Here is a 25,222-nt window from a genome sequence, read left to right as displayed (position 1 = left end):
CCTCTTTCCAAATAACACAGGCATAAATTCTCCCCTAAGTTTGCGCTGGTTATTATTTACTTTTTATTTTTTGCCAATTGGCGTCTGCTTTCTTCTTTAAATCTTCAGCTCCTTCCTTTTTCCATAACTCTAACGTATTTGTTCCCCAAGAATTGTAGAACAAGTACAATTTTTTATCTCTAATTTCAAAAGTTTCTGGATCTATGCTTACTTTCTTAGCCTTAACTCCAACAGCGTAAGCACAATAACCTCCATAAGCAGGCAGATATTTTTTTTGATTTTTTTTAAAAATTTCTAAATTTTCTTTAGATGAAAACTTAAATTTTACACCATCGAACTCAGTTGTAAACTTTTTATCGCCTTCTACAGCCTTATTACTAAAGTATGCAACCACATCATAACCTTCTGCAACATAACCTTTTTTTAGGTTATATTCTTGACTAAAAATTGAAATTGAAATCGTTAAAAATAGAATGGTAATTATAGGTTTCATCGAGTTTTGTTTTGCTTTTTGTCGATGAAAAATTATAATAATTACAAACGATTTTATTTATCTAAAAGCTTCATTAAAAAGGTATTCTGTTTTTCTAAAAGCTCATTGGTTTTATTCATCAACTCAATATTTTTAGGTGTAGCCACTGTTTTATTCTTAGGATCGTCTGCTTTCTGTTTCATTTTGTTCATCACCTTAACCACTAAAAAAACGGTAAGTGCAATTACTAAAAAATCTACACCAGCTTCAATTAATTTACCATAACCAATGGCAATTTCTTCAATTTTCGGTTTACCATCAGCCAAAACAGCTTCTCTTAAAACAAACTTTTTATTCTCCCAATTTGCGCCATCTGTCATTAACGTTAAGGGTGGCATCAAAACCTCTTTTACTAAAACATTAACTACTTTATTAAATGCTGTACCAATGATAACACCAATAGCAATATCTATCATATTACCTTTTACAGCAAAATCTTTAAACTCTTGTAATAACTTAAATTTCATAATTATTTTTTTTCTTTTTTTAATTTATAAAACCATCAAATTACAACCTCTAATATCAGAATTATCAAAGCGTCCTATAATTTCGAAAGTTTCGTTTTTATATACTTTTCCTAAATCTTGAGTGGCAATAAATGAACAAGAATTATAGTTAGCTAAATCAATTACATTAATTCCGCCAGTTTTTCCAGTTTCTTGAATGGTTAAAGCATCTTCTGTGTCTCTGGTTAAAATTTTCATCCAAGGTGGCGTTTCAAAAATTCCATTTCCTTTAGAATACCCTTGACTTAATAATTCTGTCATTCCATATTCTGAATGAATTTCACGAACCCCAAAACCATCAGAAAGTATTTGATGCAACTCACTTCTTATCAATTCTTTTCTTCTACCTTTCATACCACCAGTTTCCATAATTATGGTATTTTTAAGTTTAAATTGATGTTTCTCAATCAAATCTAATAAAGCAAAAGAAACACCAATAAGCAAAACTTTTTGGCCTTTTTTATCTAAATGGATGAGTTTTGTGGCTAATTCATCTAAATTGTTTAGGTAAAATCCGCTTTCTATATTATTGGTTTTACGAATTAAATCATCAACCATAAAAACCAGAGAAGACCCTTTTCTTTCTAAATAATTAGGCAATAAAGCCAAAACCACGTAATCTTTTATATTGCCATAAAAATGTGCAAATCCTTTTAAATAACTTTCTTTATAAAGGTTAATATCTGTAACAAAATGTTTGCTCGTAATTGTACCTGTAGTTCCAGAACTTGTAAAAATTTCTTCAATTTTTTCTTTGGATGAAAGTATCTCTCTAGATTTAAAAAACTGAATTGGTAAAAAAGGAATGTCTTCTATTTTAGTAATATCTGAAGGATGTTTATAAAGCAAATCACAAAAAGAACGATACACTTTATTGTTCTTAAACTGATGTTTAAAAACTGCTAAAGCTGTTTTTGTAAAATCTTGCTCGTTATTTATATTAAAAATGCTTTCTTTCATAAACTTTATAAAATTACCATAACACTTTTACTGTCAGGTTTTCTTTTTTTTTCATCCTTTTAAAAAGGGAAATTAAAAAAGAATTAATCAACAAAAATTATTTTTCACAAAAATACTATTATTCAACGCAACCTTTTTGCTCTTTTGGTATCTTATAAAAAAGAACTCGAAATGAAAAAAATAGGAACGTTAATTATAATGATTTGTTTATTGATCTCTTGCAATGAAAATAACAATAATATTGATTTAGAAAATGAATCTGTTATTATAAACAAAACACTTTATAATGAAACCATAACTGAAAATTATACAATTACAGAAGCTACTATAAATGATAATTTTTTAACAATAAAAATAAGTAGTAGTGGTTGTGATGGCAATTCTTGGAAAGCAGTTTTAATCGATGCTAAAGAAATATTAGAATCGTATCCTATACAGCGAAATATAAAACTTTCTTTAGAAAACAATGAAGCATGTTTAGCTGTTTTTGAACAAGAATTTATGTTTGATATCTCAATATTAAAAGAAAACTATTCTGAAATAAATTTAAATTTAGAAGGATGGAATGCACAACTAAATTACAATTAATATGAAAAAAATAGTCTACTTAATTTGCCTAAGCATTTGCATTTTATCTTGTGAAGACAATAACTTAATAACACCAGAAAAAACACTAATTGTAGCATCTAAAAAAATAGATTGTATAGGTGTAGATAATCAAAAGTGTTTGCTGATTAAAGAAACTGAAACAGAGAACTGGCAATATTTTTATAGCTCTATAATTGGTTTTAACTATGACGAAGGCTTTGAATATGTAATTAAAGTCTCAGAAAGGAGAATAGAAAATCCGCCACAAGATGGTTCATCTATAGAAACCACATTAATTGAAGTTGTGTCTAAAACCGAAAAAACATCAGAAAATTTACCAATTTAAAACTTATAATTATGCATTATAAAAACTTTATAATTTTACTATTTACTGCTATGCTTTTCTCTTGCGAAAGCAATACAAATGATGAAAATATTACAATAGATCCAGACAATTTATTACTTGGCAATTGGGTAAATCCTGAGTACGAAAACGAAACCACAACTTTTAAAAGAAGTAGTGTTTTACCAGATGAAAGTTATGGAATTACCTTTAAAAAAACAGGCGAATTTATAGAAAGAACTTCAGGATGGTGTGGCACGCCTCCTTTAAGCTATTTTAATGTTGATGGTTCTTTTACTTTAGAAAACGATGTAATAAATATTTCTACAACAAGTTATCCTTCTTTCTATGGATGGAAAATTGTAGAAATAACAGAAACTAATTTAGTGGTTAAAAGAGAATTAACAGAACAAGAAATAGAACATAGAGCTTTAATGGATTTGTTTAGCGAAATTTCAAATTTAGCTTATAGTGAGCCTTGTTCTAATGCTAATAACTGGGCATTTACTGCTTTTGGAGCAAAAGCTTGTGGTGGACCACAAGGTTATTTACCTTATTCTAAAAACATAGATGTAGCTTCTTTTTTACAAAAAATAAAAACTTATACTGAAGCTGAAAAAGCTTTTAATATTAAATGGGGTATTATTTCTGATTGTTCTATTATTAGCCCTCCCAAGCAAGTAGAATGCAGAAATGGATACCCAACTTTAACTTATTAAACCTAAAAATTATGAAAAAATTTATTTTACTATTTACCTCTATTTTACTCTTTAATTCTTGTTTAAATGATGATAACAATGATTATGTAAATTATGGTTATGAACTTTTACCTATTGATGAATATACAGTGCCTGACTCTTTTACCTATGGTGAAAAAGACACCATTAAAGTAAAATACACCTTAAAAAATGATTGCTATAGTTTTGACCATGTGTATTACGAATACGAAGACACAGCAAGAATTGTAGCCATACAAACAATTGTAGATTTAGAGAAAGACTGTAATGAAGTAGCAACTCAATACGAGTTTGATATGGTAATTACTGCAGTGCAACAAGAAGATTATGTTTTTAAATTTTGGAAAGGAGAAGATAATAATGGCGAAAATATTTTTGAAGAAGTCATAGTTCCTGTAAATTAGAAACATCAAACTAGAAGAATTAATACAGAAATGTTGTGAGCAAGATTTGGATGCTCAATCTAAAGTTTATCACTTATTTGCTGATAAACTTTTTGGTGTTTGTTTAAAATATTCGAGAAATTATCAAGATGCAGAAGACAACCTACAAGACAGTTTTTTAACCATTTTCGATAAAATAAAACAATACAAACACAAAGGTTCTTTTGAGGGTTGGTTAAAAAAAATAACCATTCATACAGTTTTACAAAAATATAGACAAAAAGCACCTTTAGAAATTGTAAATGAAATTAAAGATGATGTCGAAAACGAAGAAATAGAACTAGAAAATTCTGTTTTTAATGTTGATGTTTTATTGGATTGTATTCAGCAATTATCAGACAGTTATCGTATGGTTTTTAACCTATATGTATTAGATAATTATACGCATAAAGAAATTGCAGAATTGCTAAAAATCTCTGAAGGCACTTCTAAATCGAACTTGTCTAGAGCAAGAAAAATTTTGAAAGAAAAATTAGAAATCCATCAAAAAAAGTTAAATTAATGGATCATAAAAATATAGATAAATTGTTTCAAGAACAGCTTAAAAATTTGGAGGTTTCTCCAAACAAAAGCACTTGGAACAATATTGAAAATAAACTAAAAAAGAAGAAGCGCAAGGTTTTTCCTTTTTGGTGGTTTTCTGGTGCAGCAGCTTCTGTATTAATTTTAGGCATACTTTTTAACCCGTTTTCTAAGGATGAAAATCAAAATATAAATGACTCTTTTAATGAAACAATTACAACAATCCCCAAAGAAAATTCAACAATTTTAAAAGAAAAAGACACACTTATTTTAAATAAAACCTTAAAAAATGATGTACTTATTTCTAAAACTAAAAAAAGAACTCATATCAATAAAAACACACAAAATTTAGCTGAAATAAAGCAAAATAAAAATGTAATAAATAATAGAAAACCTGTAAAACCACTACAATTTTCTTATAATTCTTTTGATGATAATTTTAAAATATCACAAAAAAATAGTGCGTTATTTTTATCAAATATAAATACGAATAAAAAGCGTTTTAAAAAGTTAAACATTCAAGATTTTAATGTAGAAAAGAAAGATTTAAGTACTAAAAAAATAAAAACCAAAAATTGGTATCTTGCTCCTGTTTTTGCGGTTTTACAATCGAATTCTTTTACAAATACATCTCCGATTAACGAAAATTTAGCTAACTCTACTAAAGGTAAAAACACCTATTCTTATGGTGTACAAATCGCTTATAAAATCAATAAAAAATGGACAATTCAATCTGGAATTCATTTACAAGAAATGAGTTATGCTAACAATCGAATAAGCATTTCAGTTTCTGAGCAAAGTAGTGCAACTACAACCGAATTTACAAATGGAGAAACTTTTTCTTTTGATGGTAGTAATAATTTTAATGCACTTTTAAGTAGCGATTTTACGACGACTTCAAAGACTACTTTTGGCAATCTTACTCAAAACTATGGTTATTTAGAAATTCCAGTAGAAGTAAAATATAATCTTTCTACAAACGACAAATTTGAAACACAAATAGTAACTGGATTTAGTTCGCTTTTTTTGAATAAAAATAGTGTAAACTTAAACACAGAAACAATATCAAAAACACTAGAAGCAAACAATTTAAATAACATTAATTTCAGTGGAAATTTAGGACTAGATTTTAATTATTTATTTGATAAAAATTGGTCTTTAAATATAAACCCAATGTTAAAAATGCAGCTAAACACTTTTAATAAAAATTCTAATGGTTTTGCACCCTTTAATTTAGGGTTTTATACAGGTATACAATACAACTTCTAAAACCAATTTAGCAAAAAACACATATGTAATTTACTGATTATCTATTAGAATATACATTTTATCGAAACATATTGCCATAATACTAAAAAAACCACTAATTTTGTATGCTTTTTGAATTGGAGTTTAGAGTTTTTAAAAAATGATTGCTTGAAATATTTTTTAATTAAAAAATGTAGAAATGAAACTTATAGAAGTTACTTATAAAACTCTATTGGGCACCAAAAAAGTTATAAAAATCCCCAATAGAAAACCCTCACAATGGATCATTTATAAAGATAATGAGCCTAAATATTACGTAGATCTTTACGATTTATCTAACGAATCTAATTCTATGATGAATAGTTTGGTTTTATGTGCTAAAAGAACTATGAATGAGGTTTTAAAAATGATTAATAAAAAAAATAATGTTAACCTGTCTACTCGAAATATTTCTCTGTCAAAGTTTTCTAAGAAAACAGATTCTAAAGTTATTGAGTTAGATTTAGAAGCTTTACCAGAAGAATGGTTAGATTATTCTTTGTAAATTTTTACAGTTAGTTCGCCTTTATCGTTCATAGAGGCTCTATACATACCAGCTGTATTAAACTCAAAAGACATATTTCCGTTTTTATCAAGAGCTACAACTCCACCTGTTCCTCCTAATTTGGTTAACTTATTATGAATAACATCTGTTGTAGCTTCTTTTAACGTTTTTTGTTGATATTCCATTTGCGCAGAAATATCATAAGCAACTTGGCTTCTAATAAAATATTCGCCCCAACCTGTAGAAGAAACTCCGCAAGTTAAATTGTTTGCATACGTACCAGAACCAATTATAGGTGCATCACCAATTCTTCCCCAACGTTTGTTGGTCATTCCTCCTGTAGAAGTACCTGCAGCAATATTTCCGTTTTTATCTAAAGCCACACAACCTACAGTTCCGAATTTGCTGTTTTTAATATCAGCATCGTAAAAAGCAGCTGTTTTATCATCATGATCTAATTCTGTTTTTTCTTTTTCTTTGATTCTTTGTAAAGATTTAAAACGTCTTTCTGTATAAAAATAACTTGGATCTACAATTTCTAACCCTTTTTCTTTGGCAAAAATACTCGCTCCATCTCCAGAAAGCATAACATGATCAGAATCTGTCATTACTTTTACTGCGAGTTCAATAGGACTTTTTACATCTTTTACACCTGCAACTGCTCCTGCATTTAATGTTTTACCATCCATAAAAGAGGCATCTAATTCGTTAGTACCAGAATTGGTGAAAACTGCTCCTTTACCCGCATTAAATAATGGAGACTCTTCCATAACTTGAATCGTTTTAACTACTGCTTCTTGACTTGTTCCTCCATTTTTTAAAATAGCATGACCTACTTTTATAGCTTCTTCTAGTTTTGTTCTATAAGCAGCTTCCTTTTCATCAGACATATTTTTCTTTAAAATTGTTCCTGCTCCTCCATGAATAATAATTGCAAATTCATTTTGTTTTGTTGTAATATTTTTTTCTTCGGATGAAGTTTGGGACTCATTTTTACATCCGAATAAAACCATTAAAAAAGCAAGAAAAAGAAATTGTGTTTTCATATTACAATGTTTAGTATTAAACAAAACCATTGTTATTGTTTAATTTATATGTGTGTGAAATTATTCGTAAATTCGAAGTTCTAAAATAAAGATTTTTTAGTCAAATAACTTAAAACAATATACAAAATGACAGATTTTGGCATTCAAGAAGCATTATCAACTTTAGGTTTACAAAATATAAATGAAGGTACTTCTACTGGAAACACAAACTTTTCTAGCGGAGAAATTATAACAAGTTATTCTCCTGTTGATGGTAAAATCATAGGAAAAGTAAAAACTACAACAAAAGAAGATTACGCAAAAGTGATGGAAGCAGCTACAGAAGCTTTTAAAACTTGGAGAACAAAACCTGCACCATTAAGAGGAGAAATTGTACGTCAGTTTGGAGAAAAATTGCGCGAAAAAAAGGAAGCTTTAGGCAAATTAGTTTCTTATGAAATGGGTAAAAGTTATCAAGAAGGTTTAGGAGAAGTACAAGAAATGATTGACATCTGCGATTTTGCTGTGGGTTTATCTCGTCAATTGCATGGTTTAACCATGCACTCAGAAAGACCTGGTCATAGAATGTACGAACAATATCATCCTTTGGGAATTGTGGGTATAATTTCTGCTTTTAATTTTCCAGTAGCAGTTTGGGCTTGGAACACAGCTTTGGCTTGGATTTGTGGTGATGTTTGCGTGTGGAAACCAAGCGAAAAAACACCTTTGTGTGGTGTGGCTTGCCAAAATATAATTGCAGAAGTTTTAGCTGAAAATAATTTACCAGAAGGTATTTCTTGCTTAATAAATGGCGATTATAATGTTGGTGAAATGATGACAAAAGATACCAGAATTCCTCTAGTTTCTGCAACAGGATCTACAAGAATGGGTAAAATTGTCGCAAAAGAAGTTGCAGGACGATTAGGGAAATCTTTACTAGAACTGGGTGGTAATAATGCCATTATTGTAACACCAGATGCAGATATAAAAATGACTGTGATTGGTGCTGTGTTTGGTGCTGTTGGTACTGCAGGCCAAAGATGTACATCTACAAGAAGATTAATTATTCACGAATCTATTTACGATAAAGTAAAAGATGCTGTTGTAAAAGCGTACAAACAATTGCGTATTGGAAATCCTTTAGACGAAAACAATCACGTTGGCCCTTTAATTGACACTAACGCTGTTAAAATGTACCAAAATGCTTTGGTAAAAGTTGTTGAAGAAGGTGGAAATATTGTTGTTGAAGGTGGTGTTTTAACTGGTAAAGGTTACGAATCTGGTTGCTATGTAAAACCTGCAATTGCAGAAGCTAAAAACGAATTTGAAATTGTACAACACGAAACTTTTGCTCCTGTTTTATACCTTTTAAAATATTCTGGTGATGTTACAAATGCACTCGAAATTCAAAATGGAGTTGCACAAGGTTTATCATCTGCAATTATGACTAATAATTTACGAGAAGCAGAAGCTTTTTTATCGGTTGCTGGTTCTGATTGTGGAATTGCAAATGTAAATATTGGTACTTCTGGTGCAGAAATTGGTGGTGCTTTTGGTGGCGAAAAAGAAACTGGTGGTGGACGTGAATCTGGTTCTGATGCTTGGAAAGTGTATATGAGAAGACAAACTAACACCATAAACTACACAACAGATTTACCTTTAGCTCAAGGAATTAAATTTGATTTATAATATATTTTGAACTTATTTTAAAACTTTATAATTCATTTAAAACCCAACTCAAAAGAGTTGGGTTTAATAGTTATTTTAAATTTATAATTCCGTGTTTTAATTCAACTTCAATATTACCTAAAAAAGGGATATTTTCTTTTCTTTTTTTCTGAAGAATTTTTGTCATTTTTTCTTCTTTAGATATTCCAAAAGTTGTTTTTACTCCATTCATATTTAAAGTGGTGTTAAACCCAGAAACATCCATAGAAAAATTGTTTTCTTTTATCTTATAAAAATTTAATTCTGAGTAATCTCCTATTAGATTAAATTTTGTGAAGTTTTCGCTAAAATTATAGAGGTATAGTTTGCTATTAAAGTCTTTTATTGAAACGTTTTTACCTATTTCGCCAATTTGTATTTTTGAGGTTTCTGTTACAATTTTAGAATTTGAAGTAGCACCAATCATTACTTTTCTCATATCTCTAAAATCTGTTTTACCATTTGCTATAGAATAGGTTTCTAAAATACCATTTGAAGAAATTATTTGATTCAATTTACCAGATAAGTTTTTAAATTTAAAAATACCTTTAAAACTTTCTAATTTAAATTCAGTATTAATATCGTAATCACAATTAATATTAGACTCGATTGATTTTATACGCAATTGAACATATTTTGGAACTTGGATAATGAATTTTTTTTCAATTTTTTTATCTGTTTTTAAAGGTGTTTTCTGCGGAAAATTATCAATGTCTTTTTTAATATAATTTTCATAATCACTTCCTATACTAAAATCTATCTCTTTTAATAATGAATCTTTTGTTTTTTGTACATATTTTCTATCTCTAATTTTTTTATAATAATTTTTAAGATATTCTTTATAAACATTATTAATTGGGTTTTTAAAGTTTGTAAAATCAATATTAGGTTTAAACCTTAAATTTATACCTAAATACTTCGAATTTTTGGCTTTTAAAAAAAGTTGATTTTGTTTTTTAGAAGTTTTTATGACCGATTCATCTAAAATATCGTCAATTTTTCTTTGAGAATAATTGTAAAAAGTAATTTGATAATTAAAATGAATTTTATCGTCTTTAGATGCTATAAGATGAACATCTGTATTGTCTAAATCTAAATTTAAAATGGTGTTTTCATCAACCTTAAAACTCTTTTTTAGAAGTACTTCTTTAGTTTGGGCAAAAGAAAATGTTATCGAAAAAAATAAAATTATGCTAAATATATATGGTTTCATTACTTGTGTTTTTTTGATTCAACTCTTTAATATGCTCATTAATTTCTTTAATCAATTGCAAACGTCTTTGTAGATTATTTATTAAAGATTCTAATAAATTTATGTTATTAGGAAACTCTTTTAATTGGTTGGTTATCTTTTTATAATCATTATTAAAATCGTTTAATTTCTCCTCATATTTTCTAATTAATAAAGTGTCTGTAGTTTTTTCTTTAAACTGTTTCCATTCTATATCAATGTTTTTTAAATAATCATTTTCTATCTTAGAAAACTGATTTTCAAAGGAATTGATATTATTAACATCATCAGTTTTAGGATTAAAAAAATACATCAAACTAAAAATTACAGTTACAGCTAGTGCAATTTTATATGGAATTCCAAATTTCCATTTTGGCTTTTGTGTAATGTTTTTGTTGATTTTTTTTAAAAAATCTTCTCTGTGAGATTTTGGCAAATCCTTTTTAAAATCATCATTTTCTCGAAATAAATCTCTAATATCACGTTCCATATTTCTCGTCTTTTAAAAGGTTTCTTAATGCTAATTTTGCTCTTCTTAAATTTGTTCTAGATGTTTTAACTGGTATCTGCAAAATTTCTGATATTTCTTGATGATCATAACCTTCTATCAAGTATAATTTTATCACCAATTGATATTTTAATTGCAAAGTTTCTATGGCGTTTAAGATGGTTTCTTTAGTAATTTTTGTATCAAAATTCCAGTCTTCATCATCAGTAATTTCTAGAGGATAATTTTCGATAGCAATCGTTTCTAATTTTTTCTTCTTTAATTGATCTATACAATTATTAATTACAATTGTTTTTAACCATGCACTAAAATTGGTGCCATCTTTATAATTCTCTAAATTTAAAAATGCTTTTATAAAGCCATCTTGCATTGCATCTTTAGCTTCTTCATCGTTTTTTAAATATCTACAAGAAATTATAAACATTGCCTTACAGTGCAAATCATAAAGCTTTATTTGTGCTTTTTGATTTCCTTTTTTGCTTTGTAAAACTAAAAGATGAATCTCTTTAGACATTTTAGTGGGTTGGTTCTATTTTAAAAACGACACGAGTTTTTAAAGGTTTCAAAAAAGAAAAAAAATTGTAATTAAAATGTAAAAACCTTAATTATATTTTACTTTTCGAATTACTCTCATTGCCTCTTTATATTTTACATAGGTAGTTTTATCCTCTAAATTCTTAATGTAGTTTTTGGCTTTTCTAAGTAAATCTGGCGCGTCTAAAAATCCATTTAAATAGCAGAGTAAATAATTATGTGGCAATCTAAAAACATCTTCGTGTTCTAAAACTGAAAGCTTTGTTTTAGTCGTTATTTTTTGAATGATAGAATTGCAATTATTGTAAATATGATTTACAATTATGGGATCGTATTTTGGCGGATCAAACAAAAATTCTCTAACAATTGCGTGTTTGCCATTATATTTAAAATTGATAATGGTTTTTTCTAAAGGATAATAGGTTTCTCTGGCATCTATACTCAAAGAAATATATTCTGTAATTAAAAAAGATTGTTTATTATAACTGATTTTTACATCATCTAAAGAGGAATAAAATATCCGAACTTGTTCGTTAATCAACTCAATATCTACTCGTGTAAAAAACTCTTTATTGTTAATGATTTTCTTTTTCCCTGCCCAACACAACACAAATTGCTCATTAAAAACTTTGTATTGTGGGTTGTACTCTTTTTTGTGATTTTTTATAAAATCGAAAACACCATTTAACGTGAGTTCAATATTATTTCTGGCGTTTTTTTCTATAGCAGCAACAATATCTTTGTTGGTATTTCTTAGCTCAAAGGTTGTGCCTAAAAAAGGCATAGAATTGCTGCCTCTTCTGTAAAAAATGGTATCGCGTTTATATTTCCAAGCATTTTTTAATAAGGATGTAATTTGATTGTTTGGATGTATAGTTACCAAACCAATTACTTTATAACGTGGTAAACTCGGAAAAGGAACATTTTCATATTCAATTTTTGGTGGATTATTTAAATACGCATTTACCAAATTCTGGATTTTGCTATCATCAAAAAAATCGACACCAATTATTTTATTTTCTTCATCTTCAATACCAATTACAATGTAAGAATTGTTCTCTGGGTTTGAGTTAGACAAAGCACAAATATGTTTTAAAAATTTGGCTTTTCCTTCTTTTGAGTTTAATGATAATTTTTGCTTTTTATCATAAAAACTATTCTCATCATTATGAGAAAGTAAGTTTTTGATCAATAAGCGTTTGTTTATCATTTTAATCTACTTCTTGTCCTTTACTTGCTTCTAATAACAAAAACCAGTCTTCTAGTTCTAAATCAATTTCTAAAGCTTTATTTGCGTTTAAAATTCGTTGTTTGTTTGTGGTACCAATAACTGGCGAAACTTTTGCAGGATGTTTAAAAAGCCAAGATAAAAGCAATGTATCTTCTGTACTATTGTATTTTTCTGAAAGCGTTTTTAAAACTTCCTTTATTTTTTTTGTTTGATCTGTTTCTACTCTAAAAACACTACCTAAAGGGCTCCAACTCATAGGCTGAATTTCTTTTTGCAGCATTTGGTCTAAAGTACCATTTAACATTGCTGAGTTTTGGGTTAAAGAAAATTCGATTTGATTTACTTTTACCGGAATTTTATCAGCAATTAAATCCACCTGAAAAGGTGTAAAATTAGATACACCAAAATCGATGATTTTTCCAGATTCTTGTAATTCTAAAATGGCTTCTGCAATTTCATCAGGAATCATTAAAGGGCTTGGTCTGTGTATTAAAAAAGTATCTAAATAATCTGTTTTTAAGTTTTTTAGAGATTGCTCTGCACTCCAAATAATATAATCTTTAGAATAATTATAGTGTTTAACTTTGTTGTTTCTTGTTTCTCCCGGGTTCTGAATTCCACATTTTGTAATTAAATGCACCAATTCTCTTTCAATTTTACTTTCTTTAAATGCTTTACCAAATTCAGTTTCAGTTGTGTAATCTCCATACAAATCTGCGTGATCGAAAGTGGTATTTCCATTTTCTATACAAAACTGAATTAGATCTATAGCTTCTTGGGTAGAGAATTGTTTGCCCCATTTACCCCAAGACATGCAACCAATTATTATTTTTGATGTTGGTTTCATATTAATTTTTATTAAGCATTGTAGCACTTGCTTGCGCTGTTGGGTAAACTACTAAATCTTCTATATTTACATGATAAGGTCTTGTAACCACAAAGTGAATAATGTCTGCAATATCTTCTGCTTGCAAAGCTTTAAAACCTTGATAAACTGTTTTTGCTCTTTCTATATCGCCTTTAAAACGAACATCGGAAAATTCGGTTTCTACTAAACCAGGATGAATTGCAGAAACTCTTATGTTATGTTCGTTTAAATCTAGCCTCATAGACTTATTTAAAGCGTTTACAGCAAACTTAGATGCACAATATACATTTCCGTTTGGGTAAACTTCTTTGCCTGCAATAGAGCCAATATTTACAATAAAACCATTGTTGTTTGCTATCATCTTAGGAATTATAGTTTTTGATACATACAACAAGCCTTTTACGTTGATATCTAGCATTGCGTCCCAATCGTCTATATCTCCATCTTGAATTGTTGATAACCCATGAGCATTACCAGCATTATTAATTAGAATATCTATTTCTTGAAAATTTTCGGGTAAAGATTGTATTGCATTTTGTACTTGATCTCTCTTAGAAACATCGAATTGTAAAGTGGTAACTTGGGTTAAGTTAGAAAGTTCTTTTTCTAATGCTACTAAACGTTCTTTTCTTCTACCACAAAGAATTAATCTGATATTATTTTTTGCAAACATCACTGCTGTTGCTTTTCCTATTCCAGAAGTTGCCCCTGTAATAAATGCTGTTTTCATTCTTTTTTATTTATCATTAAAAATATGAAAACTAGCCTTTAGCTGTGTTGAATACTTCGTAAAATTTTCATCAATTATTAACAAAGAAAAAGTCACCCTCCTCAGGGTGACTCCTCTTTCAATTGGTTATCGAGAAATAACCAATTAAAAATCAACTAACCAAACTTTATTTTAAATTTCTTCTATTCTTTGTCTTTCTTTCTATTTTAGTACGTTTTCTGTCGTTATTCCTTACAACATCTTTTGCTGATTTAACAGATTTTTCACTTTTTAAATACTGTACAAATCCACGTCCTGCAAACTCATAAGTGGTTTCTGAATTGTAATGAAATAGACTTATTCTATCATCATCTAAAACGCTTAATTCAAATTCTTCAATATCTCCATTGTCATAATTCAATGTTAAAATTTTAAGGGCTTCAAAACCATTAACGTCATACACTTCATATCCACCAACGTAATCCCAATTTATATTTGCAACTTGTGTGCCAAACTCATCTTGTGAACTATAAAATGTTGTTATATTATCTGGTCTGAATGCAAGGAAATTTTCATCATCAAAAGCATTTTCTGTTCCGCCAACTGCATCAATTTTTGCCCAAGCTTCATACTCTTGTAATAAGTATTCTATGTTTTCATAAAACAATTTATCATAATCGAAATTGTTCGTATTATAGCCTACTAAATAATAACTTACATTTTCTCTGTAATTGTAAATTCTAATTTCGTTATTCGATAAAATAGTTACATCAAAATCATTAATACCATCTATGTCGTGATTGGTTTCTAAGGTGCCATTAAAGGAGTCGTAAGTTCCAACATCAATTCCTAAACCATTTCCTGTTCTACCAATATCTGCAATATTGTTATTTGCATATAAAATTCCGTTGATAAAAGAAAGTGTAAATGCTCTAGACACATAAGGTACATCTCCTGAACCAGTAGTTTTATGATAATCTACATACCATAAATCGTAACCAGAAACTACCTCTTCTAAAGTAGGTGCATAGTCATCGTAATAAACTGTAGAACAAGAACTCAATAATGTTCCTGTTATAATAATTGTGAAAAGTAGTTTTAGCGTCTTCATAAGCTTTCTGTTTTGTGGTTATGCTTATGAATATTCAAATTGTGTGCCAAAAAATAATCCATTCTTTTTAGAATGGATTAACTATTTGATTTTATGATTCTTAAATTATTTTAATAAGTTTGTAGAATTCACTTTTATGAGCTCATTAATTTTATAATATTTTATTTCATCATTAATTTTATAGCTAATAACCGCCTCATTTTCTTTTAAATCAAAAGGGAATTTTTTGATTTCTAGTACAGGGTTTTTTAGCTCTTTAGTTGGGTTTGCATCTAAAATAATATCTCTTTTAATTGATGATGTGTTGAAGTAACCAATTAGTAAGTTATCGTTTGAATTCTTAGTTTCTAATTTGGCAACTCTATTATCAAAATAAATACTATCAAATTGAATTGTTTTGGTTGATGTAAATTGGATTTTTACATTTGTACCTTTAACTCCTGGTTGTCCTCCAACCCAATTTTGATATGTAGCTGATATAATTTTAAATGGCGGATTTTTATCAAACTGCATAGAACCACATTGAGAAAAACCAAATAATATAATTACGATTGATAAAATTTGAAGTGCTTTCATAAATATAGTTTTAACGAATGTATTTCAATAGTTGTACCAAAATATCATAAAAAAAGAGCTTATCAAAATTGATAAGCTCTTTTTTATAAATCATTTATATAGACTTAGCTCAAACTAAACCTAATTGTTCAATGCCTCAGCACCACCAACAATTTCTAAAATTTCGTTTGTAATTGCTGCTTGACGTGCTTTATTATAAGTCAATAGTAATTCATCTCTTAATTCTGATGCATTATCTGTTGCTTTGTGCATAGCTGTCATACGTGCTCCATGTTCTGATGCAAAACTATCTCTAATACCTTTGTACAATTGTGTTTTTAAAGACTTAGGTATTAAAGCTTCTATAATCTCTACTTTTGATGGTTCAAAAATATAATCAGAATTAGTAATTGCTTCTCCACCTTCAATTGGTTTTATAGGTAAAAATTGCTCTACTTGTGGTATTTGAGTAGCTGCATTTTTAAATTGATTATATACCAATTCAATTTTATCATAACTACCATCAACAAACATTTCCATTAACTTTTCTGCTACTAAGGCAACATTATCAAAAGTTAAATCGTCAAAAATATCGTTTCTTGTAGCAACAACATTGTATTCTTTTGTTAATACATCTGCTCCTTTTTTACCAATAGAAAAAATATCTACTTGTTTATCAGCATACTTTTCTGCAACAGTTCTAATAACAGTTTTTGTAATTGATGAATTAAAACCACCACACAAACCTCTATTAGATGTTACAACTACTAATAAAACTTTAGATACCTCTCTTTCTGTAGAATATACTCCACCTGTATCACTATCTAAAGTTGCACTTAAATTTTGCAACAATTCAGTTAATTTAGATGAATAAGGACGCATTGCAGTAATAGCATCTTGCGCCTTTTTCAATTTTGCAGCAGAAACCATTTTCATTGCAGATGTAATCTGCATTGTAGATTTAATGGAGGTAATTCTGTTACGTATTTCTTTTAAGTTTGCCATTCTATAGTTATTAGTTATTAGTCTTTAGTTTTTAATTTAGATAACTAAAAACTAGAAACTCACGTCTATTTATGCAAAGTGCTTTGATATTTCTGCTGCAGCTTCCTCTAAAGTAGCAGTAACTTCTGGAGTTAACTTACCAGATTTTAAAATATCTAATGCATCTCTATGTTTTGCATTTAAATAATCGATATAATCTTTCTCGAACTTTTTAACTTGATTTACAGGTACGTCTTTTAATAAGTTTTTAGAACCAGCATAAATAATTGCTACTTGGTCTTCTACAGTAAAAGGATCGTTCTGTGCTTGTTTTAAGATCTCAACGTTTCTTTGTCCTTTAGAAATTACATTCATTGTAGCTGCATCTAAATCAGAACCAAACTTTGCAAATGCTTCTAATTCTCTAAACTGAGCTTGATCTAATTTTAAAGTACCAGATACTTTTTTCATAGATTTAATCTGTGCATTACCACCAACACGAGATACAGAAATACCTACGTTAATTGCTGGTCTTACACCTGAGTTAAATAAATCTCCATCTAAGAAAATCTGTCCATCAGTAATCGAAATTACGTTTGTAGGAATATATGCTGATACATCACCTGCTTGTGTTTCAATAATCGGTAATGCAGTTAAAGAACCTCCACCTTTTACAATTCCTTTTAAAGAATCTGGTAAATCGTTCATTTCACTAGCAATTTTATCATCATTGATTATTTTTGCAGCACGTTCTAATAATCTTGAGTGTAAGTAAAATACATCACCAGGATACGCCTCACGTCCTGGAGGTCTTCTTAATAATAATGAAATTTCACGGTAAGCAACTGCTTGTTTTGATAAATCATCAAAAACAATTAAAGCTGGTCTTCCTGAATCTCTAAAAAACTCTCCAATTGCTGCTCCAGCAAAAGGCGCATACACTTGCATTGCTGCAGGATCTGATGCATTTGCTGCTACTATTGTTGTATAGGCTAATGCGCCTCTTTCTTCTAACATATTTGCAATTGCTGCAACAGTAGAAGCTTTTTGACCAATAGCTACATATATACAATATACTGGGTTACCAGCATCGTAAAATTCTTTTTGATTTAAAATGGTATCTAAAGCTACTGTAGATTTACCTGTTTGTCTATCTCCAATAATCAACTCACGCTGACCTCTACCAACAGGAATCATTGCATCAATAGATTTAATACCAGTTTGTAATGGCTCAGTTACTGGCTCTCTATAGATAACTCCTGGTGCTCTTCTTTCTAAAGGCATTTCGTAAGTAGTACCTGTAATTGGTCCTTTACCATCTATAGGGCTTCCTAAAGTATCTACAACTCTACCTACAATTCCTTCACCTGCTCTTAAAGATGCAATTCTTTCAGTTCTTTTAACTGTAGAACCTTCTCTTACAGAAGTTGAAGCTCCTAATAATACAACACCTGCATTATCTTCTTCTAAGTTTAAAACAATACCTTCTAATCCGTTATCGAATTCTACTAACTCACCATATTGTACGTTAGACAATCCATAAACACGAGCAATACCATCACCTACTTGTAATACAGTACCTACTTCGTTTAATGAAGCTTGAGCTTCAAAATTAGTTAATTGTTCTTTTAAAATTGCTGATACTTCAGCTGGTTTAATACTTGCCATCTTTTCTAATTTGATGTATTATTAAATTTTTGGAATATAATGACTATTGTCAAATTCCTTTTTTAACTCGCTTAAATAATTAGAGATACTTGCATCATATTGCACATCTCCAACACGTAATATAAAACCACCTAAAATATCAGGATTTACGTGATTTTCTAAATTTGCTTCTTCACCAGTTAAAGCAACTATTTTTGATAAAATATGCTTTTCTACTTCTGGAGTAATGGGCACTGCAGTAGTAACTTTAGCTACTTGTATGTGCTTATAGTAATCGAAAATAATAGTGTATTGTTTGGCAATTGACCCTAACATTCCTATTCTTTTATTTTCTTTTAATAAGTTAAAAAGACCTAAAGTAATATTATTTACTTTGCTAGAAAACATTGCGTTTAATACCTTCATTTTGTCCAAAGATTTAATAATCGGACTTTCTAGTACTACTCCAAATTCTTTGTTTTCTGCAATAGTCGATGCTATTAAATGCATATCTGTATTAACCGCAGATTCATCTTTTGAATCTTTAGCAAGATTTAAGATTGCTTTGGCATAACGTAATGCTGCTCTTGCGTCTTTCATAAATAACTTAGTTTAAAGTAACATCTTTTAAGATCCCTTCAACTAAAGCTAGTTGATCTTCTTTATTAGATAATTCTTTTTTAATTACAGATTCTGCAATACCAATAGATAATTCTGCAACATTCTTTTTTAACTCAGCTAAAGCTGCTTGCTTTTCTTGTTGAATAGAAGCTTGTGCATTTTCGATTAACTTACTAGTTACCTCTTTTGCATCTTCTTTAGCATCTGCAATCATCTTATCGCTAATTGCTCTAGCGTCCTTCATCATTGCTTCTCTTTCTGCTCTAGCTTCTTTTACTAATCTTTCGTTATCAGCAGTTAAGTTTTGCATTTCTTTACGAGCATTTTCTGCTGCAGCTAATGCATCTTCTATACCTGATTCTCTCTCTTCTAAAGAGTTTAAAATTGGTTTCCAAGCAAATTTTACCATTAAAGCAATTAAAGCTAATAATAAAATTGTAGATACTACAAATAACCCTGGTGAAAAATCGTTTAGTAAAGTTTCCATTCTATAAACTAATTATGTTTTTTGTTCTTCTTGTTTAATTTAAAAACACATTCTGTAACCAACCGTTACAGAATTGTGCTTTTTTGTTTTTGTTTGGATTATTTTCCTAAGAATAATGCACCAAATGCTAAACCTTCTAATAATGCAGCGATAATAATCATTGCTGTTTGGATTTTACCAGTTGCTTCTGGCTGACGAGCAATACCTTCCATTGCTTTTCCACCAATTTGACCTAAACCAATACCTGCTCCGATTACGATTAATCCTGCTCCAATTAAATTGTACATAATAAATGTATTTTTATTAAATTAAACAAATTTGTATTAATGCGCCTCAGCATGATCTTCTACTGCCATACCAATAAATAATGCTGAAAGCATTGTAAAGATATACGCTTGTAAAAAAGCTACCAAAACCTCAATTAATGTTATAAAAAATGATAATACTAAAGACAATCCTGTTGCACCTACTGTCCCTAAAGACTCCTTAAGTGTAAACATAATTGCAATTAAGCTCATTACCACAATATGACCTGCTGAAATGTTCGCAAATAAACGAACTAATAATGAAAATGGTTTAATTAATAATGCACCCGCTAATTCTATAATAGCTAAAACTGGGCGAATTAATACAGGAACTCCTGGCATCCATAACATATGCATCCAATATCCTTTTGTACCACTTACTGAATAAATTACTAATGTAAAAATTGCTAAACAAGCTGTTACAGCTAACTGACCTGTAACATTAAAACCTAATGGAGTTAAACCAACTAAGTTTAAAACCCAAATAAAGAAAAATACAGTTAACAAATAACCTGTAAATCTTCTGTAGTGCTTATCACCAATATTTGGTCTTGCAATTTCGTCTCTTACGTAAATTACTAAAGGCTCTAAAACTCTAGCAAAACCTGTAGGAATTTGCTTTGTCTTGTATTGTTTAGCCAATCTAGAAAACCAAAACAACAATAAGAAACCAATTAATAAAATACCAACTACACTTTTAGTGATAGAAAAATCTAACACTTTGTGTGCATTAGTTGCATGATGAGTTTCATCAAAAGAAACTGTTGCAGCACCTTTATCTAATTCTAATATTTTACTGTGTACTTTCGCAAATTTTAATCCTTTCTTTTCTACAATTACATGACCATCATCATTATGATGAAATTCTGAAGACATAAAAGTTACCAAACCTTCACTTGTCCATAAAATGATTGGTAATGGAAAACCAAAATGTTTTCTTTCTCCTTCATCCGAAGTGTATGAAAATAAAGAAAAATCGTGAGAATCTTTAATGTGATGTAGAATATAAGCTTCTACCTCTTCTTTCGTATTTACCTGACCACCATCTTTATGATCGTTGTGTTTTCTGTCTGAACCAGAAGCAAAAACTGTAGCCGAAAAAAGAGCTACTAATGCTATTGTAAGAAATTTGATTGATTTTGTTGCAATCTTCATAGTAAAAATACGCTTTGTAAATTCTGCGCAAAAATACTCAATAAATCAAAACTACAAACCCTTTTTTAAGATATTTTTTATTATTCTCTTTTCTTTAAAATTTTAGCTACAAAAATTGCCTCTGTTAATAAAAAAAGAATCATTGGTATAAAAAGAGAAATTCTAGATGCTAAAGACAAATTTTCTTCCGAAAATATTGGTTTATAGAAGATAATGCCAAAAAGTAAAAGTTTTAAAACGATACTGGCAAGATAGATGAAACCTAGCTGTTCAAAAATTTTATTAACAGTAGAAAGTAACAAGAAATTAATGCAAATTAATGCTGAAAAAGCAGTATGAAAAAGGTAAACTTTCTCTAATGAAAAAGAGAGATAAAGTTCTTGTTTTAAGAGTATAAATTGATGAATATTATACCCTAAAATGTAAAGAGCAATAAATACAACGTTGTAAATAATTAATTGCTTAATCATTAATTTTATTGGCTTGTTTTATTAAAGAATACATTGCTAAAAATATGGCAAGAAGTGTAATTGTTTCTTTTAAAAAATTTGTTTCGAAAGTTTTATCTAGCCATTTGCCCAGTAAAAAACCCAAATAAATGGTTAAACCCATTTGTAAACCTGCACCAGAAAGTTGAAGCGCTTTATTTAATGGCTTTTTGTTTGTTTTGTTGTTCTTGTTGTTCTTTTCCATTCTCAATTTTTAAGACTTTAGAAGACACTTTCATAGCACAAGAAGCATTAAATGTTGCACCAGGTTCTACAGAAAGTTTACCAACAATTACATTTCCAGAAATATCTGCTATCGCTTTAACTGTTAGTGTTTTATCTACATTTAATTCGCCAGAAATTTTACCTTCTATATCTGCATTTAAAGCATTTACTTTACCTTTTACAAAACCTCCAGAACCAACAATTACTCTACCTTTTGTAGTTAAACTACCTTCTAAAACTCCGTCAATTCTAAAATCTCCATCAGAAATTATTTCACCATTTATGGTTGTGTTTTTTGCGATAACGTTTCTTTCCATTTTCTTCGGATTGTTTTTACGAGAAACCACTCTTAAAATAAATTGCTACTTCTCTAATTGTGCTACAATGGCTTTTGCTCTTTTACCTTCTTCAGTATTTCCATAGCTAACTGCTACAAATTCTAAGGCTGTTTTATAAGCTTCTTTGTCTTTAAATTTACCAATAGCAAAAGCTTTTAATAATTCAAATTTAGGCAATAATTCTGAATTAGTAATTGTAGGTAAAAATTCATCAACCTTAGTAATTACCTCTTCGAACTTATTTTCTTTGTATAAATAATACATTTCTTTGTATGTATTTTCTATTTCATTTACAGCAACTTCTTCTTCGAATTTTGTATTCGGGTTCTGAATAACTTGCGCAAACTTGGTATTTGGATACTGATTTAGAATTACATTTTTATATTTTTCAGCACTAGAAACATCACCTAAATTGGTATAAATTTCATATAAATGCCAGTTTATTGGTAGCATTAATTCTTTTGCTGGCTGCAAAGAAGCAACTCTTACTAAACGTTCTTTTGCTAATTTCTGATTTTTAAACTGCTCTTTATAAATTAAACCTAATTCGTATAAAGCTTGATTTCTGTCTATTTTTAAGCTATCAATTTCTGATATTTCTGTAGGAATTGTACTTAAATACGTATCTAAATCATATTTTAAGTTTACTTTTTTTGTTTGTGCAGAATCTTTAGTTCCACCACCAATAGTCGATTTTTCTAACCATCTCCAGTTATCTTCTAATTTTCTGGTTCCCCAAATTTTTTGAAACTCAGACTTACCAAAACTTAAAGATTGATTGTTATAAAAATACCAATTTCCTTTATCCGCAGATTGTAAACCATTATTTGTATCACCAAAATCCAATTGATTTAATCTTATTTGTGCAGCTTCTTCATCAGCAGTTTTAAGTTTTTCGATATAGTTTTCAAAAAACTGTTTCTGTTCGTCTTCGGATAAAGATGCAATTCTAACAATGCTATCATTTTTAGCAACAATATTTTCGAACTTAATTAATGATGCTAAGTTTTTATGTTTTCTTTTGATGCGTCTAATTCTTAAATTCAAAGTGTCTTTAGATACTTGTAAAACGCTATCATAATAAGCACTTGCCTGCTGATATAAATCTTGTTTAAAAGAGATATTTCCTAATTTTTCGTAGGTAAATGTTCTCTGTTTATCACCTCCTTTTTCAGCTCTTAAAGATTTATTATAATAATCTAAAGCTAACTGAATGCTGTCATTATTTTGATGTAAAACTCCTGTTTGATAATACAACTCATCTAAATAAGGTCTGTTGTCTCTATCTTTTATCAGTTTTTGCAATTTTTCTAAAACTACATTTGCAGTAGAATCGTTAGGCGAATTTTTTGCCAATTCTATATTTGCGTGAATTTTATATTTGTAAGGCGCTTTTTTAAAATCGATTAACTTTTGATACACCAAACTTGCAGAATCCTTTTTACCTTCTTGGCTATACATTTGTCCTAAAACAAATAAATTTCTTGCTGCTTGTGCTCTATTATTTAAAGTTCTTGTTGCTAATTGTAAATGATGTTTTGCTTTCTGTAAACTATCGCTTCTTACATAAGCCATTGCTAAAGCTGTGTGGCCTTGTTCTTTAATTTCGTCTGGTAAATGGGCTTCTAAAGTATCTCTAACCACCAATAAAAGCTTCATCGTTTCAATGGCAGTTTCTTCATTATCCATTCTAATATTGGTTTTTGCGCGCCAAATTTTAGTTTCTGCAATAAGGTTTGCCTGAGGATAATTTGCAATTACATAATTAAAAGCTTCTACAGCTGGCACAAAACGTTGCGAATAATAACGAGATTTACCTAACAACAAATAAGCATCATCTATTTGTCTATTACGTTCATAACCATCTATATTCATTCCATGTATTTGAATGGCTTTAATGGCTTTTTCTTCAGCTTTTTCGAAAGTAGTGAGCTCTTTTTGCACTTCTTCTTTTTTTCTAGAATTACCAAAACCAGTACCTGGACCATTGTTATATTTAGGAATAACAAATTCATCTTCATCAAAAACAATAGGTTCTATTGGTAATTGCTGAAACCAATCGTCTTTATACTCTTCATTAATAGCATTTACACCTTCTTGAAAGTATTGTTTACCATTAAAAAGTACATTGTATTTTGTAGTAAGAGCTTGGTAATTTCTGCTTATAAAAGTATCTTTTTTTGTACCACAAGCATATATGGTTGCAAAAATGATAACTAAAATAAGTGTTTTCTGCGTGTTTTTCACACTTGTAAATCTAAATGAATTATTTTTTAAGAGCCAAAAGTTCTTATTTACAACTGATTTATGACAAAAATAGTATAAATACAGTCTATAAAAATAATAATAAATAAAGAATTCTATATTTATTCAGCAAAATAGCTCTCTAATTCTTTTAAAGTTTCTGTTGATGTTTCTATGTCTTTTACCACAGATCCTTTTTCTAAAACCACAATTCTTTCGCAAACTTCTGTTACGTGTGTTAAATCATGACTAGAAACTAAAACTGTAACTTCTTTATTATCTGTTAATTCTTTAATGATTTTTTTAAGTCTAATCTGTGTTGTAGGATCTAAATTAGCAAAAGGTTCGTCTAAAATTACAACTTGTGGGTTACCCATCATTGCAGCTACAATACCTGCTTTTTTCTGGTTTCCTTTACTTAAATCTCTCAAGTATTTTTTCTTTCCAATTATTTCATCATTAAAAAACTCATCGAACTTTGCTATAAAATTTTTAACATCGGCTTTGTTCATCCCTCTTAAATCGCCAATAAAATCGAAATATTCTTCTGGTGTTAAATAGCCTATTAAAAAAGATTCATCAATAAAAGAACCTGTAAAATTTTTCCAATCTTCGCTTTGGTTTACAACAATATCATTATTAATAATTGCACCAGTAGTTGGTCTAATTAAATCTAACAAAATATTAAACAGAGTAGTTTTTCCTGCTCCATTATTACCAACTAAACCAAAACTTTGGCCAGTAGGAATTTCTATTGATGCAACATTTAAAACCTCTGTTTTTCCGTATTTTTTTGAAACTGTATCTATTGTAATCATTGTATATT

The 25,222-nt window shown here is 29.1% G+C and carries 31 protein-coding genes; 8 read left to right on the top strand and 23 right to left on the bottom strand.

Going from position 1 to position 25,222, the window contains the following annotated elements:
- Positions 1–52 precede the first annotated feature (52 nt).
- The 3 genes from BW723_RS05505 to BW723_RS05495 are packed head-to-tail and all read right to left on the bottom strand — an operon-like array spanning position 53 to position 1,998.
- Positions 53–493, bottom strand: coding sequence for a YHS domain-containing (seleno)protein (locus tag BW723_RS05505; RefSeq protein WP_068361143.1), 441 nt, complete (start codon positions 491–493; stop codon positions 53–55).
- Between the two features lie 53 nt (positions 494–546).
- Positions 547–999 carry a large conductance mechanosensitive channel protein MscL gene (gene mscL / locus BW723_RS05500; RefSeq protein ID WP_068361147.1) on the bottom strand — a complete coding sequence of 151 codons (453 nt, stop codon included), beginning with the start codon at positions 997–999 and terminating at the stop codon, positions 547–549.
- Between the two features lie 24 nt (positions 1,000–1,023).
- Positions 1,024–1,998: a LuxE/PaaK family acyltransferase gene (locus BW723_RS05495; RefSeq protein ID WP_068361149.1), complete on the bottom strand. Its 975-nt coding sequence runs from the start codon at positions 1,996–1,998 to the stop codon at positions 1,024–1,026.
- Positions 1,999–2,169: 171 nt separating this feature from the next.
- Here BW723_RS05495 and BW723_RS05490 point away from each other — a divergent pair, with 171 nt between their 5' ends.
- The 7 genes from BW723_RS05490 to BW723_RS05460 all read left to right on the top strand — a co-directional run bounded on the left by BW723_RS05490 (position 2,170) and on the right by BW723_RS05460 (position 6,423).
- Positions 2,170–2,586, top strand: coding sequence for a hypothetical protein (locus tag BW723_RS05490; RefSeq protein WP_068361157.1), 417 nt, complete (start codon positions 2,170–2,172; stop codon positions 2,584–2,586).
- 1 nt (position 2,587) lies between these two features.
- Positions 2,588–2,932, top strand: a complete 345-nt coding sequence (locus BW723_RS05485; protein ID WP_068361163.1) for a DUF4377 domain-containing protein — start codon at positions 2,588–2,590, stop codon at positions 2,930–2,932.
- Between the two features lie 11 nt (positions 2,933–2,943).
- The gene (locus tag BW723_RS17610) at positions 2,944–3,648 is read left to right on the top strand and encodes a hypothetical protein (RefSeq protein ID WP_083139757.1); all 705 of its coding nucleotides are present in this window, start codon (positions 2,944–2,946) and stop codon (positions 3,646–3,648) included.
- Between the two features lie 11 nt (positions 3,649–3,659).
- The gene (locus BW723_RS05475) at positions 3,660–4,070 is read left to right on the top strand and encodes a hypothetical protein (RefSeq protein WP_068361166.1); all 411 of its coding nucleotides are present in this window, start codon (positions 3,660–3,662) and stop codon (positions 4,068–4,070) included.
- A gap of 4 nt (positions 4,071–4,074) precedes the next feature.
- Positions 4,075–4,611, top strand: a complete 537-nt coding sequence (locus tag BW723_RS05470) for an RNA polymerase sigma factor (RefSeq protein WP_068361169.1) — start codon at positions 4,075–4,077, stop codon at positions 4,609–4,611.
- Positions 4,611–5,900 carry a hypothetical protein gene (locus BW723_RS05465; protein WP_068361172.1) on the top strand — a complete coding sequence of 430 codons (1,290 nt, stop codon included), beginning with the start codon at positions 4,611–4,613 and terminating at the stop codon, positions 5,898–5,900. The genes BW723_RS05470 and BW723_RS05465 overlap by 1 nt, the downstream gene beginning before the upstream one ends.
- Before the next feature lie 178 nt (positions 5,901–6,078).
- Positions 6,079–6,423: a hypothetical protein gene (locus BW723_RS05460; protein ID WP_068361175.1), complete on the top strand. Its 345-nt coding sequence runs from the start codon at positions 6,079–6,081 to the stop codon at positions 6,421–6,423.
- Here the strand turns inward: BW723_RS05460 and BW723_RS05455 are convergent.
- Complete coding sequence (locus BW723_RS05455; RefSeq protein ID WP_068361177.1) at positions 6,411–7,469, bottom strand: isoaspartyl peptidase/L-asparaginase family protein; 1,059 nt, start codon at positions 7,467–7,469, stop codon at positions 6,411–6,413. The genes BW723_RS05460 and BW723_RS05455 overlap by 13 nt on opposite strands.
- Positions 7,470–7,595: 126 nt before the next feature.
- Here BW723_RS05455 and amaB point away from each other — a divergent pair, with 126 nt between their 5' ends.
- Positions 7,596–9,137, top strand: a complete 1,542-nt coding sequence (amaB, locus tag BW723_RS05450; protein ID WP_068361180.1) for an L-piperidine-6-carboxylate dehydrogenase — start codon at positions 7,596–7,598, stop codon at positions 9,135–9,137.
- Between the two features lie 70 nt (positions 9,138–9,207).
- Here amaB and BW723_RS05445 read toward each other — a convergent pair whose 3' ends face one another.
- The 19 genes from BW723_RS05445 to BW723_RS05355 form a co-directional block, all read right to left on the bottom strand.
- A complete protein-coding gene (locus tag BW723_RS05445) occupies positions 9,208–10,368 on the bottom strand; it encodes a hypothetical protein (RefSeq protein ID WP_068361183.1) in 1,161 nt (386 codons plus the stop codon).
- Positions 10,349–10,876 (bottom strand): hypothetical protein, encoded by a 528-nt coding sequence (locus BW723_RS05440; RefSeq protein WP_068361186.1) that lies wholly within the window; start codon positions 10,874–10,876, stop codon positions 10,349–10,351. The genes BW723_RS05445 and BW723_RS05440 overlap by 20 nt, the downstream gene beginning before the upstream one ends.
- Positions 10,866–11,408 carry an RNA polymerase sigma factor gene (locus BW723_RS05435; RefSeq protein WP_068361189.1) on the bottom strand — a complete coding sequence of 181 codons (543 nt, stop codon included), beginning with the start codon at positions 11,406–11,408 and terminating at the stop codon, positions 10,866–10,868. The genes BW723_RS05440 and BW723_RS05435 overlap by 11 nt, the downstream gene beginning before the upstream one ends.
- 87 nt (positions 11,409–11,495) lie before the next feature.
- Positions 11,496–12,638 (bottom strand): ATP-binding protein, encoded by a 1,143-nt coding sequence (locus BW723_RS05430; protein ID WP_068361192.1) that lies wholly within the window; start codon positions 12,636–12,638, stop codon positions 11,496–11,498.
- 1 nt (position 12,639) lies between these two features.
- On the bottom strand, positions 12,640–13,506 hold the full coding sequence (locus BW723_RS05425) for an aldo/keto reductase (RefSeq protein ID WP_068361195.1): 867 nt from the start codon (positions 13,504–13,506) through the stop codon (positions 12,640–12,642).
- Between the two features lies 1 nt (position 13,507).
- Positions 13,508–14,257 carry an SDR family NAD(P)-dependent oxidoreductase gene (locus BW723_RS05420; protein ID WP_068361197.1) on the bottom strand — a complete coding sequence of 250 codons (750 nt, stop codon included), beginning with the start codon at positions 14,255–14,257 and terminating at the stop codon, positions 13,508–13,510.
- A 166-nt stretch (positions 14,258–14,423) separates the two neighbouring features.
- A complete protein-coding gene (locus tag BW723_RS05415) occupies positions 14,424–15,347 on the bottom strand; it encodes a hypothetical protein (RefSeq protein WP_068361200.1) in 924 nt (307 codons plus the stop codon).
- 105 nt (positions 15,348–15,452) lie between these two features.
- Entirely contained in the window at positions 15,453–15,923 is a 471-nt protein-coding gene (locus tag BW723_RS05410; RefSeq protein WP_068361203.1) for a hypothetical protein, read from the bottom strand.
- 120 nt (positions 15,924–16,043) lie between these two features.
- Entirely contained in the window at positions 16,044–16,907 is an 864-nt protein-coding gene (atpG, locus tag BW723_RS05405; RefSeq protein ID WP_068361206.1) for an ATP synthase F1 subunit gamma, read from the bottom strand.
- 69 nt (positions 16,908–16,976) lie between these two features.
- Positions 16,977–18,554 carry a F0F1 ATP synthase subunit alpha gene (gene atpA, locus BW723_RS05400; protein ID WP_068361208.1) on the bottom strand — a complete coding sequence of 526 codons (1,578 nt, stop codon included), beginning with the start codon at positions 18,552–18,554 and terminating at the stop codon, positions 16,977–16,979.
- A gap of 21 nt (positions 18,555–18,575) precedes the next feature.
- Positions 18,576–19,133: an ATP synthase F1 subunit delta gene (gene atpH / locus BW723_RS05395; protein WP_068361211.1), complete on the bottom strand. Its 558-nt coding sequence runs from the start codon at positions 19,131–19,133 to the stop codon at positions 18,576–18,578.
- Positions 19,134–19,140: 7 nt separating this feature from the next.
- Complete coding sequence (locus BW723_RS05390) at positions 19,141–19,641, bottom strand: F0F1 ATP synthase subunit B (RefSeq protein WP_068361214.1); 501 nt, start codon at positions 19,639–19,641, stop codon at positions 19,141–19,143.
- Between the two features lie 98 nt (positions 19,642–19,739).
- A complete protein-coding gene (gene atpE / locus BW723_RS05385) occupies positions 19,740–19,928 on the bottom strand; it encodes an ATP synthase F0 subunit C (RefSeq protein WP_013993139.1) in 189 nt (62 codons plus the stop codon).
- Positions 19,929–19,964: 36 nt separating this feature from the next.
- On the bottom strand, positions 19,965–21,101 hold the full coding sequence (gene atpB / locus BW723_RS05380) for a F0F1 ATP synthase subunit A (RefSeq protein ID WP_068361217.1): 1,137 nt from the start codon (positions 21,099–21,101) through the stop codon (positions 19,965–19,967).
- Between the two features lie 80 nt (positions 21,102–21,181).
- Positions 21,182–21,571: a DUF6168 family protein gene (locus BW723_RS05375; protein ID WP_068361220.1), complete on the bottom strand. Its 390-nt coding sequence runs from the start codon at positions 21,569–21,571 to the stop codon at positions 21,182–21,184.
- Positions 21,564–21,794, bottom strand: coding sequence for an AtpZ/AtpI family protein (locus tag BW723_RS05370; protein WP_068361223.1), 231 nt, complete (start codon positions 21,792–21,794; stop codon positions 21,564–21,566). The genes BW723_RS05375 and BW723_RS05370 overlap by 8 nt, the downstream gene beginning before the upstream one ends.
- Positions 21,745–22,131, bottom strand: a complete 387-nt coding sequence (locus tag BW723_RS05365) for a bactofilin family protein (protein WP_068361226.1) — start codon at positions 22,129–22,131, stop codon at positions 21,745–21,747. The genes BW723_RS05370 and BW723_RS05365 overlap by 50 nt, the downstream gene beginning before the upstream one ends.
- 45 nt (positions 22,132–22,176) lie before the next feature.
- On the bottom strand, positions 22,177–24,399 hold the full coding sequence (gene porW, locus BW723_RS05360; protein ID WP_068361230.1) for a type IX secretion system periplasmic lipoprotein PorW/SprE: 2,223 nt from the start codon (positions 24,397–24,399) through the stop codon (positions 22,177–22,179).
- Between the two features lie 119 nt (positions 24,400–24,518).
- On the bottom strand, positions 24,519–25,214 hold the full coding sequence (locus BW723_RS05355; protein WP_068361233.1) for an ABC transporter ATP-binding protein: 696 nt from the start codon (positions 25,212–25,214) through the stop codon (positions 24,519–24,521).
- Between the last annotated feature and the right edge of the window lie 8 nt (positions 25,215–25,222).

The organism is Polaribacter reichenbachii, from assembly GCF_001975665.1.
Lineage (GTDB): Bacteria > Bacteroidota > Bacteroidia > Flavobacteriales > Flavobacteriaceae > Polaribacter > Polaribacter reichenbachii.
The sequence above is the reverse complement of the archived record's forward strand: the minus strand, read 5'-3'. Positions and strand labels throughout refer to the sequence as shown.